The following is a 12,826-nucleotide window of genomic DNA, read 5'->3' as shown; positions in this document are numbered from 1 at the left end:
CACGAAGGAGTGAGCATGACCGAGCCGGACATCAAGAAGGGCCTCGCGGGCGTCGTCGTCGACACGACGGCGATCTCGAAGGTCAACCCCGAGACGAACAGCCTGCTCTACCGCGGCTATCCGGTGCAGGAGCTGGCGGCGACCCAGCCTTTCGAGGCGGTCGCCTATCTGCTCTGGCACGGCGAGCTGCCGGATGCCGCACAGCTGGCGGCGCTCCGAGCCACCGAGCGCGAGCACCGAGCCCTGAGCGAGAACGTCAGGGCGGCGATCGACCTCGTCCCGCTCGAGGCGCACCCGATGGACGAGGTGCGCACCGCGGTCAGTCTGATCGGCGCGTCCGATCCGCACGCCGGCGGATCGGTGCTGGATGCCGGGGGCAGTCCCGAGCAGAACCTCGAGCGCGCCATCCGCCTGTTCGCGGCTCTGCCGGCGATCGTCGCGTACGGTCAGCGGCGTCGCCGAGGCGAGCAGCCGATCGAGCCGCGCGACGATCTCGACTACTCGGCGAACTTCCTCTGGATGACGTTCGGCGAAGACCCGGATCCGGTCGTCGTCGACGCGTTCAACCGCTCGATGATCCTGTACGCCGAGCACTCGTTCAACGCCTCGACGTTCACCGCCCGCGTGATCACCTCGACGCTCAGCGACCTGTACTCGGCCGTGGTCGGCGCGATCGGCGCGCTCAAGGGGCCGCTGCACGGCGGTGCCAACGAGGCCGTGCTGCACATCTTCGACGAGATCGGCGAGGCATCGAACGTCGTGCCGTGGCTCGACGAGGCGCTCGCCGAGAAGCGCAAGATCATGGGCTTCGGCCACCGTGTCTACAAGAGCGGCGACTCGCGGGTGCCCACCATGAAGGCGGCGCTCGACACCCTCGTCGCGCACTACGACAAGCCCGAGGTCGCCGAGCTGTACGACGCGCTCGAGTCGGAGTTCGTCGCGCGCAAGGGCATCTACCCGAACCTCGACTACCCGTCAGGCCCCGCCTACAACCTGATCGGCTTCGACACGCTCACCTTCACGCCGCTCTTCGTCGCGGCCCGGGTGACCGGGTGGACGGCGCACGTGATCGAGCAGGCCGGCGCGAACGCGCTGATCCGTCCGCTGTCGTTCTACGACGGGCCCGACGAGCGGCACGTCGAGAGCTGAGCGGACGCAGCGAGACGAAACGCGCGCCACGGCTGGTGGTGCGCGTTTCGTCTCGGGGCTTCGCTCCTCGCTCAACGGGCGGTGCGGGGCGGGGCTTCGCTCCTCGCTCAACGGGCGGGGGTGCGCGTTTCGTCTCGGTGCTTCGCTCCTCGCTCAACGGGCGGGGGCGTGGTGGTGGTGCGCGTTTCGTCTCGGTGCTTCGCTCCTCGCTCAACGGGCGGGGGTGCGCGTTTCGTCTCGGGGCTTCGCTCCTCGCTCAACGGGCGGTGCGGGGCGGGGCTTCGCTCCTCGCTCAACGGGCGGGGGTGCGCGTTTCGTCTCGGTGCTTCGCTCCTCGCTCAACGGGCGGGGGCGGGGGCGGGGCGGGGCGGCGCGCTGCCGCGTCAGGCCAGCTCGATGACCGACCAGGACAGCGGCGGAAGAGTCGCGCGCACCGCGCCGTCGACGACCTCGGCGCCGGCGAGCGGCACCATGTGCACGGCATCCTGCGTGGTCTCGAGGTTCGCGGTGTGGCGGTCGCCGCCCTCGGGGATCGTCAGCGTCTCGGCGTTCACCACGCGCAGGCCGCTCAGGCCGTGCAGGTCGACGGTGAGGTCGCTCTCCTCGTCGAGTGAGCGGTTCGCGACGAACACGACGACGCGTCCGGTCTCCTCGTCCCAGGTCGCCGCCGCATCGATCGCGTCGACGCCGCCGTAGCGCTTCGTCTCGATCTGCGGAGCCGACACCGCCAGACGCAGGATGCGTCCCTTGGCGAGACGCGCCATGCGCTCGAAGGGCCAGAAGCTCGTCTGGCGCCAGGCCGGGCCGTTCTCCTCCGAGCGGATCGGCGCGATCACGTTGACGAGCTGCGCCTGGTTGGCGATCTTCACCCGGTCGCCGTGCCGCAGCAGGCTGTTGAGCAGCGTGCCCACGACGACGGCATCCGTCACGTTGTAGGTATCCTCGATCAGACGCGGATGCTTCTTCCACCCGGCCTTCGCGATCTCTACCGACTCGACGTCGTTGAACTTCACCTGGTCCCACACGTTCCACTCGTCGAACGAGATGTCGACCTGCTTCGTGTGCTTGCCCGCCGCCTTCACGGCGTCGATCGTCGCGATGACACCGTCGATGAAGGCATCCATGTCGACCGACTCCGCGAGGAACGACTCGGCATCGCCGTCGTGCTCCTGGTAGTACGCGTGCATCGAGATGAAGTCGACCTCGTCGTACGCGTGGGTGAGGACGGTGTTCTCCCAGGTGCCGAACGTCGGCATCGACCGGCCGGAGGATCCCACGGCCACCAGCTCGATGCTGGGGTCGACGAGCTTCATCGCCTTGGCGGACTCCTGAGCGAGCCGGCCGTACTCGGTCGCGGTCTTGCCGCCGATCTGCCACGGTCCGTCGAGCTCGTTGCCCAGGCACCACAGCTTGATGTCGAAGGGCTGCTCGGCGCCGTTCCTGCGACGCAGGTCCGACCAGTACGTGCCGCTCGGGTGGTTGGCGTATTCGACGAGCGACCGGGCCTCCTCGACACCCCGGGTGCCGAGGTTGATCGCCTCCATGACCTCGACGTCGGCCTCCTTCGCCCAGTCCATGAACTCGTGCAGACCGAACGCGTTGGTCTCGATCGTGTGCCAGGCGCCGTCGATGCGCACGGGGCGATCCTCGACGGGGCCGACCCCGTCTTCCCAGCGGTAGCCCGAGACGAAGTTGCCCCCGGGGTAGCGGACCACGGTCGGGCCCATCTCCTTCACGAGGGCGAGGACGTCCTGCCGGAAGCCCCGCTCATCGGCCTGCGGGTGCCCCGGCTCGTAGATGCCGGTGTAGACGCAGCGCCCCATGTGCTCGACGAACGACCCGAAGAGTCTGCGGGGGACGTCGGCGATCGTGAAGTCGCGGTCGATGGTGATGCGGGCCTTGCTCATTGCACTCCTTGATTCTGGCTCTGCGGATGTTCGGCACGGGGCCGGGAGGGGGACTACTGACCGCCGAAGCCGCTGGTCGCGACGCCCTTGACGATCTGCTTCTGGAAGATGATGAACACGATGATCAGAGGCAGGGCTGCGAGCACGGCCTGGGCCATGACCTGCGCGTACTGCACGCCATAGGCGCTGATCACCGTCTGCAGTCCGACCGGCAGCGTCATCAGCGTGGTGTCGTTGATGACGAGGAACGGCCAGAGGAAGTTGTTCCACGCGCCGATGAACACGAAGATCGCGACGGAGGCGAGGATCGGACGCGAGAGCGGCAGCACGATCGACCAGAAGATGCGGAACCGGCTCGCCCCGTCGACGCGCGCCGCGTCTTCGAGTTCGATCGGGATCGCATCGAAGAACCGCTTCAGGATGAAGACCATGGCCGGAGCCACCACCTGCGGCAGGATGAGCCCCCAGTAGGTGTCGATCATGTTGAACGCGAGCATCTCGTAGAACAGCGGGATGATCAGCACCTGGGGCGGCACGACGATCGACGCGATGATCGCGACGAACAGCCACCGGCGTCCGGTGAAGTCGAGCCTCGAGAACGCGTAGGCGGCCAGCGCCGAGATCGTCAGGGTGATCAGGGTCACCGCGATCGACGTCCACAGGCTGTTGAACGCCCAGGTGTAGACGTTGCCCTGCGACAGGATCGCCGTGAAGGCCTCGATCGTCGGACCGGAGGCGCCGATCCACGAGGGGTCGCCGCTGGCGGCATCCGTCTCGGTCTTGAAGGCCGTCGCTACGGCCCAGAGGAACGGCAGCAGCCAGCCGACGGCGAGGACGATCAGCACCACGAGAGCGCTGATGCGGAGTACGCCGAACGGCTTCTGCCCCGGCAGGTGCGGGCGACGGGTGCGTGCGGGCTTGGCGGTGGTGATGGTCTCGGTGACCGTGGCGGGGGCGAGGGGGGTGGCGGTGGACATCACAGCTGCGACTCCTTCCGGCGGCGCGAGATCAGGGCCTGCGCGACGCCGATGATGACGATGAGAGCGAAGAACACGTAGGAGATCGCGGCCGAGTAGCCGAATCGGTAGCTGACGAAGCCGGCCTCGTAGATGTACTGGACGATCGAGCGGGTGGTGTCGCTCGCGACCCCGCCGAGCATCTGGTACGCCTGATCGAACAGTTTCAGCGACGCCAGGATCTGCAGGATCAGGATGAGCACGGTCGCCGGGCCCAGCTGGGGGAGCGTGATCGACCAGAACTGCCGCCACGGCCCTGCGCCGTCGAGCGACGCCGCCTCGTACTGCTGCGGCGGGATGTTCTGCATCGCCGCCAGGTAGAGCAGGAAGTTGAAGCCGACGGTCCACCAGACGGTGGCGATGACGATCGACAGCATGTTGGTGTCGGGGTTCTGCAGCCAGGCGATCGGCTCGAGACCGAACGCCTCGAGGATGTTGTTGGCCGCACCGATCTGCGGGTTGAAGATCCACACCCAGATCTGCGAGATCACCGTCGAGGCGAGCAGGTACGGCATGAAGAACGACAGCCGCCAGAGCCACTGGCCGGGGATGCCGCGATCGACGAGAGCGGCCATCAGCAGCGCGACCACGACGAGGGGCACGGTGGACAGCAGCGTGAACCAGACCGTGTTGCCCATCGAGCGCCACATGACGGGGTCGGCGAGCGCTTCGGCGTAGTTGGCGAATCCGACGAACGCGCCGCCGGCGCCGGTGAGCGACTGGTCGGTGAAGCTGAGGATGATGCCGTGCACGATGGGCCAGGCGAGGAAGAGCACGAACGCGATCAGGAAGGGCGCGAGGAAGGCCCAGCTGATCAGCTGCTCGCGGTTGCGGGATCCGGCACGTCGGGCCGGTGCGCCGGTCTTCGAACCGGTGACGATCGTGCGGGTGGAGTCGGTGGCCGCGGTGGTGGTCGTCATGATGCGAACGTCCCCTCGGGGTCTGCCGGGTTCGGCTGTCGGAGGAGGGTGTTCACACGCGCCTCGAAACGGTCGACGGCCGCGGCCGGGTCATCGCCCGAGAGCAGCACGCCCTGCACGGCGGCACCGAACTCGCCCTGGAAGTTCGAGCCCGATCCGGTGAACCATGCGGTCGGGTCGTACACCACCTGCTGCGCGGCCTCGGCGTAGTGCGCCTGCGGGATCAGGTCGGCGTAGTCGGCGGATTCGGTGACGGGGAGGAACGCGGGGATGTGTCCCGCCTCCGCCCAGCCGAACGAACCCTTGAGCATGTCGGCCACGAAGCGGTAGGTGAGGTCGCGCTTCTCGTCGTCGGCGTTCGCCTGGTGCGGAAGCACGAACGAGTGCGAGTCGGCGTAGACGGCGGGCGTGCCGTAGAGGGTGGGGATCATCGTCGCATCGAACGGGATCCCCGCGTTCTGCATGGTGCGCAGCTCCCAGACGCCGGTGAACAGCATCCCGCTCTTGCCTGTCGCGAACTCGGCGACCGCACTGCCGTAGTCGGCCTGAGCGAGGGCGATCTCGCCGTCGAGCAGGGTGCGCATGAGGGAGAGGGACTCGACCGCGGCATCCTTGTCGATCACGGCCTTGCCGCCGGCGGGAAGCTCCATCGCGCCGCCGTGCTGCGAGTAGAACGTGTAGAAGAGACGCCACATCTGGGCGCCGTCGCCGAGGTAGCCGTACGAGAGCGCATGGCCCTCGGCCTGGCCGCCGATGGCCCGCAGCTGATCGAGGAACTCCTCGGGAGATGTCGTCGGCTGCAGACGCCCGTCGCTGTCGAGCACTCCGGCGGCGTCGCAGACATCGGTGTTGAACATCGCCACGAACGGATGCGCGTCCAGCGCGATGCTGTACATGTTCTCGCCGACGAAGCCCTTCTCCCAGATCGGCTTCGGGAACGTCGTGCTGTCGACGCCGAGCGAGGCCAGCCGGTCGAGGTCCCAGGTGTCGAGCAGGCCTCCAGGCGCCCACCCGACAGTGCGGGTGGCGTGCATGATGGCGACGTCGGGGGCGCGGCCGCCGGCGCCGGCCATCGCGAGCTTCGTGTAGTAGGGCGTGCCCCAGGCGAGCACGGTGGGCCGGATGCGGTACGCGTCCTGTGCGGCGTTGGCAGTGTCGAGCAGCTGCGACATCGTCACGCCGTCACCGCCCGAGAGCAGATGCCAGAACTGCAGCGTCTGGGCGTTCGATCCTGGTGTGGTGCCGGGGGCACAGCCGGCGAGCAGAGCCGCGGCGGCCGTGACCGAGGCGGCAGTCAGGAACTGCCGCCGAGACATGTCGAGCGGGGGCGTCATCGTCACTCCTTCGTGACAGCGGTGAGGGTCGACCCATCTTTACATCGATGTAATCGGCGGCGCAAGAGCGTTTCCGATGCGGGCGCGACCGGTGATCCGGCGTAGGTGCGTCAGGGCCGGTGGCCGCGCGGGGTGCCGCGCGTGCTGTCGCGCTCGAGCAGGTGGTGCGACAGGGTGAGCGACCGCGGCGGGGCGGTGCGGTCGTCCATGCGCGACTCCAGCAGGCCCAGTGCGGCGTCTGCGAAGGCGCGACGATCGAAGGCGATGGTCGTCAGCGACGGAGACGTGTAGCGCGAGAACTCGACGTCGTCGAAGCCGGTCACGATCACATCGTCGGGAACGCTCACGCCGTGGTCGTGCAGCGCATGCAACGCGCCGAGAGCGAGCGAATCGGTGAGGGCGATGATCGCGTCGAACGCGACGCCGCGGCGGAACAGCGTCTGCACGCCCTCGGCACCACCCGTCATCGACCACGGCATCGGATTGATCTCGAGGGCGGTGTCCCGCGCGATGCCGGCCTCGCGCAGCGCGTCGTGCACACCCTCGAGGCGCAGTCGGCTCGTCGCGGTGGCCACCGCGGAGTCGTCATCGGCCCCGATCACGGCGATGCGCGTGGCCCCGCGGGAGAGCACGTGCCTGGTCGCCTCGGCCGCCGCGCGTCGACTGTCGATGCGCACGTGATCGGCCCGGTTCTGCTCGACCTCGCCGAGCACGACGAGAGGGGGCAGGCGATCGGCGTACTTCAGCACGCTGTCCTCGAGGCGGATCGGGTTGAGGATCAGCCCGTCGACCAGGTGCGCGCGCGCACGGGAGACGAGCTCGCGCTCGCGCTCCGGGTCGGTCGCCGTCTCCTCGATCTGCACGGCGAGGCCCCGCTCGTGAGCCGCTTCGACGAGGCGGTGCACGAGCTCGGCCGAGAACGCCGTCGCGAGGTCGGGGAGAGCCACGGCGATGATCCCCGAGCGTCCCTTGCGCAGCCCCCTGGCGTTGAGGTTGGGCACGAAATCGAGCTGCGCCATGGCCGCGTCGACCTTGCGCCGCGTCTCCTCGCTCACCGCGGTCGTGCCGGTGACGACGTTCGAGACGGTCTTGGGTGAGACCCCTGCGAGCGCCGCCACGTCTTTCATCGTCGCGCGGGGCGGCGGCATCGCTGTCATGCGGTCAGCCTAGCGACGGAGGGGACGGGGTCGTGACGTACATCGATGTACTCCCCGGAGCGCTGACTACTATGGCGCCATGACGATCGAACGCAACTGGGCCGGCAATCTCACGTACCGGGCGTCGCGGATCGAGCATCCGTCGTCGATCGCCGAGCTCCAGGAGGTCTTCGCGCGCGGCGGGGCGATGCGGATGCTCGGCTCCCGCCACTGCTTCAACGACATCGCCGACACCGACGGAGTGCTCGTCGTGCTCGACCGTCTGCCCGAGGTGTTCGAGGTGAACGACAGCCGCGATGCCGTGCGGGTCTCGGGCGGACTGCGTTACGGCGACATCGCCCCGCGCCTCGCCGCCGAGGGACTGGCACTCGCGAACCTCGCCTCGCTGCCCCACATCTCGGTCGCCGGCGCGGTGGCGACCGGCACGCACGGGTCAGGAGACGCGCTCGGATCCCTGGCCTCGTCCGTACGTGCGCTCACCGTCGTCACCCCCGCGGGCGAGGTGCGCGGCCTGGCCCGCGGCGACGAGGACTTCGACGGGGCGGTCGTGAGCCTCGGCGCGCTCGGCGCGGTGGTCGATGTGACGCTCGACGTCGAGCCGACCTATGACGTGGCGCAGCACGTGTTCGAGCATCCGTCGTGGGACGCGATCCTCGCCGACTTCGACGAGGTGACCGGCGTCGGCACGAGCGTCAGCATCTTCTCGACCTGGACCCGCACCGACATCGCCGACCAGATCTGGGTCAAGCAGCGTCATCCCGAGGCGCACGAGCTGCTGCGCGACGACCTGTTCGAACGGCTCGGCGCGGAGCCCGCCACCGGTGAGCGGCACCCGATCCTCGGTGTCGACCCCATCGCCTGCACGGATCAGCTCGGCGTGCCAGGGCCCTGGTTCGAGCGCCTCGCGCACTTCAAGCTCGATTTCACGCCGTCCGCCGGCGCGGAGATCCAGAGCGAGTATCTGGTGCCCCGGGCGGATGCCGTGGCCGCGATCCAGGCGGTGCGCACCCTCGCAGGGCAGATCGCCCCGCTGCTGCTCGTGAACGAGATCCGCACGGTCGCCGCGGACGACCTCTGGCTGAGCTCCGCGCACGGCACGGATGCCGTCGGCATCCACTTCACGTGGAAGCCCGACGAGGCGGCCGTCCGTGCCTTCCTCCCCACACTCGAGGCCCTGCTTCCGGCGACCGCCCGCCCGCACTGGGGCAAGGTGTTCACCCTCGATCCCGCCGAGGTGCGCTCGCGATACACGCGATGGAACGACTTCGCCGCGCTCGCCGCCCGCTTCGACCCCGAGCGTCGCCTCGTGAACCCCTACCTCGAGCGGCTCGGTCTGTAACGAGCACCCGGTGTTCTGGATTTCACCTTGTGTCCTCCAATCTGTTACCGGTAACATACGAACCGTAGTGATCATCGCGGCCCGCCAGGGCCACCGGGCTCTCGTCGTGCGAGGCCCCGGCATCTCAAGGAGGAGAGTGCATGAACAGCGTCGCGGTCATCCCGCTCAGTCCACACGGTCGCCCTGTCGCGGCCCGTCGTCCGGAGCGAGCCGTCCGGCAGGGGACCCCCCGACAGTCCCGCTGAGTCCGCCGGGAAAGCGTTCCGCCGAACCGCACCTCACGACCCCGCGACCCCACGACCCCACAAGGGACCGACGACCGCCTCGGTGATCCACCGCGGCGGAAGACTCGGTCGCATCCCCACCTTCGCCTGAGGTCCCCGCCCTCGACGGCCTCCTTCACCGAGGGAGCGCCGTGATCGGAGCGCGCCCGCGCGCCCTCGAGCGAATCGATCCACAAGGAGAACACCCGTGAAGTCCCAGTCCAGATCCGCCGATCGGCAGCGTAGCCGATCCCTGTCGCGCCCCGCGGCGCTGTGGGGCATCGCCGCCCTGCTCGCGTCGTCCGTCACCGCGGTCGCCGCACCGGGAGCGGCGGTCGCCGCTCCCGCGAACACCTTCTCCCACGGCGCCTTCGAGACCGGAGTGACCGCGACCGAGCCGCCCGCGGTCGCCGGCAACCTCCTGCCGGACGGCCGGTTCGTCTCCGATCTCGCCGGGTGGACCGCCCCCCGTGGCGGCACGCTCGCCCTCGGCGACGATGCCGCCAGCGGCGCGCATGCCCTCACCGTCACCGGCCGAGAGAACACCCAGTCGGGGCCGTTCGCGAGCGTCGCCGACAAGATCGAGCTCGGTGCCACCTACCGCCTCACCGGCTCGCTCAGATACGACGAGGGGGCCCCGACCCAGCAGTTCAACTTCACGTTCTGCCCGACGAATTTCAACGGATGCGCCGACTACGGCCATACGTTCACGAAGGGAGAATGGGGCACGTTCTCGCAGGAGTTCACCGCTGAGGCGAAGCATGTCGCGGCGGGATGGCTGTTCGTCGAGACCCCCTGGGGCTCCGCCGCGCTGCAGGACTTCTCGGTCGACGACGTCTCGCTGGTCAAGATCGCCGATGCGCCGGAAGCACCCGCCTTCACGAGCCTCGAGAAGGTGCAGACCAAGCCGATCGGCGACCACAATCCCCTCGTCGGGCACAAGTTCGGTGCGGACCCGCATCACCTCGTCTACAACGGCCGTCTCTACATCTACTCGACCGATGACACGCAGCAGTACGACCTGAACAGCAAGGACGAGAACGGCCTGCCGACGCAGTCGAACGGCTACGGAGGCATCACCCGCCTCAACGTGATGTCCACGACCGACATGGTCAACTGGGTCGATCACGGCGCGGTGCCGATCGCTCGCGAGGGCGGCGCCGCCCCGTGGTCGCGCAACTCGTGGGCTCCGGCGGCCATCGAGAAGGACGGCAAGGTCTACCTCTACTTCTGCGACAACGGCACCGGCACCGCGGTCGTCGTCGGCGGCTCTCCGCTGGGCCCGTGGCAGGACCCGCTCGGCAAGAAGATCATTCCCGACACGGTCTCCCGCGACTACATCGCCGGAGGCGGATTCCCCGCCGGCATGTGGTTGTTCGACCCCGAGGTCTTCATCGACGACGACGGACAGGGCTACCTGTACTTCGGCGGCAACTCGCAGATCGGCACCTCGCCGAACGTGCAGGGTCCGCAGAACCCGAAGTCGACGCGTGTCGTCAAGCTGAAGGACGACATGGTCACCCTCGACGGAGACCCGGTCGAGATCGACGCTCCCGGCATGTTCGAGGCCTCGAGCATGTTCACGCACGACGGCAAGTACTACTACTCGTACTCGTCGAACTTCCAGGTGAACGAGCAGCCGGGCCTGTATCCGTCGCGCGGGGCGATCGCCTACATGATGACCGACGATCCGATGACGCTCGGCTCGTCGGAGTACGCGGGTGTGGCGTTCCAGAACCAGGGCACGTTCTTCGGTGCGGGCAACGGCGGCAACAACCACTCCGACATGTTCGACTACAAGGGCGAGACGTACTTCACCTACCATGCGCAGACGCGCGGTGCGGCGTGGGCGGAGGCCCTCGGCACCCCCGGTGCGACGCAGGGCTACCGCTCGGTGCACATCGACAAGCTCGAGTTCAACGACGACGGCACCATCAAGCCGATCGTCGGCACCCGCGCCGGCGTGGAGCAGGTCGAGAGCTTCGACCCGTACCGCACCTTCGAGGCGGAGACGCTCGCCTGGCAGCTCGGCATCGCCACGGCCACGACGGATGCCGTCTCGGTCGAGTTCCCCGAGCACAACGGGTCGGGGAACATGGTGCTCTCGAGCGTCGATGACGGAGACTTCTCGGGCATCGCGGGTGTCGACTTCGGTGCCGGCGCCCAGAAGGTGTCGGCGACGGTGAAGCCGCTGGTCGCCGGAAGCAGCATCCAGGTTCGTCTGGATGACGTCGACGGTCCCGTCGTGGCGGAGATCCCCGTCGACGGCGCGGTCGGAGAGTGGGCGACGGTCGAGGCCGACGTCACCGGCGCCGCGGGCGAGCACGATGTGTTCTTCGTCTTCGCCGGCGCCGAGGGCGCGGATGCCGAGACCGACCTGTTCGAGGTCGACAACTGGGCGTTCGCCCCGATCGACGACAGCCCCGAGGTGGAGCTGGAGGCTCAGCTCTCGGTCTCGGAGGTCGCCGCGGGTGGTTCTGTCACCGTGACGGCCACGGGGGTGACGGTCGACGAGGTCGAGATCGGCATCGAGAGCACCTATCGCCCGCTCGCCACCGCGACCGTCGCCGACGGTTGGATCGAGGCGACCGTGGTGATCCCCGCCGATACGACGGCGGGTGCGCACCACATCGTGCTCCGCGACGGTGAGACGGAGCTCGCACGACTGCCGCTCACCGTCGCCCGCGCCGACACCGGCGGTGGCACCGACGGCGGTACCGATGGCGGTACCGATGGCGGTACCGATGGCGGTACCGATGGCGGTACCGATGGCGGTACCGATGGTGGCACTGATGGTGGCACTGATGGCGGTACCGATGGTGGAACTGATGGTGGCACCGACGGCGGCACCGATGGTGGCACGGACGGCGGCACCGATGGTGGGACCGACGGTGGCACTGATGGTGGGACCGATGGTGGCACTGACGGTGGGACCGATGGTGGGACCGATGGTGGCACCGATGGCGGGACGGACGGTGGGACCGATGGCGGTACTAATGGTGGCACTGACGGTGGGACCGATGGTGGCACTGATGGTGGGACCGATGGCGGCACCGATGGTGGTACCGACGGCGGCACCGATGGCGCTGGCCCCGGTACTCCGTCGACCGGCGGCGGCACGTCGACCGGCGGCGGTCCGTCCACCGGCGTGGGCACGGGCGTGGGCACCGACGGTTCCCTCGCGAAGACCGGAGGGGATGCGGGTGCGTCGCTGACAGCGGCATCGCTCGGCGCTCTCCTCCTGGCGCTCGGATCCGCGGTCTGGATCCTGCGCCGTCGAAGCCGCTCGGTCGTGGAGACCGAGACGGAGTGAGGTGGGGTCGCCGTCTCCCCACGGCGACCGACCTCTCCCACAGCCCGCCCCTTCCTGCTGCCCCCACAGCAGGAAGGGGCGGGCTTTTTCGCGTGCACCCGGTCAGCGACGGCATTGACGATCACGGGCTCATCCGCGGGGCGAGCAGGCACCTCGCGGGGCGCGAGACACCTCATGTGGGTGTGGGACAACGAATGTCGCCCTCGCCCTCGCCCTCGCCCTCGCCCTCGCCCTCGCCCTCGCCCTCGCCCTCGCCTCGCCTCGCCTCGCCTCGCCTCCGAGTCGTCGCATTTCGTCGCCTCGCGGCGCGTGATGCGTCCATTCGCGACCGCTCGGCTCGGGAAGAGGGCGCAGATGGTCGCTGTCCTGGCGCGGATGCGGCTTTATGCGACGACTCCCGCCGCGATACGAGAGCCGCGACCGAGGTC

At 68.8% G+C, this 12,826-nt stretch carries 8 protein-coding genes; 3 read left to right on the top strand and 5 right to left on the bottom strand.

Annotated elements, in window-relative coordinates; genetic code table 11:
• Positions 1-15: 15 nt before the first annotated feature.
• Positions 16-1,149 (top strand): bifunctional 2-methylcitrate synthase/citrate synthase, encoded by a 1,134-nt coding sequence (locus tag DXT68_RS14945; RefSeq protein WP_045252532.1) that lies wholly within the window; start codon positions 16-18, stop codon positions 1,147-1,149.
• A 383-nt stretch (positions 1,150-1,532) separates the two neighbouring features.
• Here DXT68_RS14945 and arfA read toward each other — a convergent pair whose 3' ends face one another.
• From arfA to DXT68_RS14920, 5 genes are all read right to left on the bottom strand, one after another.
• Positions 1,533-3,056, bottom strand: a complete 1,524-nt coding sequence (gene arfA, locus DXT68_RS14940) for an arabinosylfuranosidase ArfA (RefSeq protein ID WP_045253582.1) — start codon at positions 3,054-3,056, stop codon at positions 1,533-1,535.
• Between the two features lie 53 nt (positions 3,057-3,109).
• Positions 3,110-4,033: a carbohydrate ABC transporter permease gene (locus DXT68_RS14935; protein WP_045253583.1), complete on the bottom strand. Its 924-nt coding sequence runs from the start codon at positions 4,031-4,033 to the stop codon at positions 3,110-3,112.
• Complete coding sequence (locus tag DXT68_RS14930) at positions 4,033-4,992, bottom strand: carbohydrate ABC transporter permease (RefSeq protein WP_045253584.1); 960 nt, start codon at positions 4,990-4,992, stop codon at positions 4,033-4,035. Before DXT68_RS14930 ends, DXT68_RS14935 begins: the two co-directional genes overlap by 1 nt.
• Positions 4,989-6,326: an extracellular solute-binding protein gene (locus DXT68_RS14925; RefSeq protein WP_045253585.1), complete on the bottom strand. Its 1,338-nt coding sequence runs from the start codon at positions 6,324-6,326 to the stop codon at positions 4,989-4,991. Before DXT68_RS14925 ends, DXT68_RS14930 begins: the two co-directional genes overlap by 4 nt.
• A 110-nt stretch (positions 6,327-6,436) precedes the next feature.
• On the bottom strand, positions 6,437-7,483 hold the full coding sequence (locus tag DXT68_RS14920) for a LacI family DNA-binding transcriptional regulator (protein ID WP_045253586.1): 1,047 nt from the start codon (positions 7,481-7,483) through the stop codon (positions 6,437-6,439).
• Between the two features lie 79 nt (positions 7,484-7,562).
• Between DXT68_RS14920 and DXT68_RS14915 the strand changes: the two genes are divergently transcribed.
• Positions 7,563-8,822: a D-arabinono-1,4-lactone oxidase gene (locus DXT68_RS14915; protein ID WP_045253587.1), complete on the top strand. Its 1,260-nt coding sequence runs from the start codon at positions 7,563-7,565 to the stop codon at positions 8,820-8,822.
• Positions 8,823-9,293: 471 nt separating this feature from the next.
• Positions 9,294-12,398, top strand: coding sequence for a family 43 glycosylhydrolase (locus tag DXT68_RS14910; protein ID WP_244268156.1), 3,105 nt, complete (start codon positions 9,294-9,296; stop codon positions 12,396-12,398).
• Positions 12,399-12,826: the final 428 nt, after the last annotated feature.

It is taken from the genome of Microbacterium foliorum (assembly GCF_003367705.1).
Classification (GTDB): domain Bacteria; phylum Actinomycetota; class Actinomycetes; order Actinomycetales; family Microbacteriaceae; genus Microbacterium; species Microbacterium foliorum.
The sequence above is the reverse complement of the archived record's forward strand: the minus strand, read 5'-3'. Positions and strand labels throughout refer to the sequence as shown.

Coding starts and splice junctions, on each gene's coding strand:
- DXT68_RS14945 (WP_045252532.1), top strand. CDS start 16: ATGACCGAGCCGGACATCAAGAAGGGCCTCGCGGGCGTCGTCGTCGAC.
- arfA (WP_045253582.1), bottom strand. CDS start 3,056: ATGAGCAAGGCCCGCATCACCATCGACCGCGACTTCACGATCGCCGAC.
- DXT68_RS14935 (WP_045253583.1), bottom strand. CDS start 4,033: ATGTCCACCGCCACCCCCCTCGCCCCCGCCACGGTCACCGAGACCATC.
- DXT68_RS14930 (WP_045253584.1), bottom strand. CDS start 4,992: ATGACGACCACCACCGCGGCCACCGACTCCACCCGCACGATCGTCACC.
- DXT68_RS14925 (WP_045253585.1), bottom strand. CDS start 6,326: ATGACGCCCCCGCTCGACATGTCTCGGCGGCAGTTCCTGACTGCCGCC.
- DXT68_RS14920 (WP_045253586.1), bottom strand. CDS start 7,483: ATGACAGCGATGCCGCCGCCCCGCGCGACGATGAAAGACGTGGCGGCG.
- DXT68_RS14915 (WP_045253587.1), top strand. CDS start 7,563: ATGACGATCGAACGCAACTGGGCCGGCAATCTCACGTACCGGGCGTCG.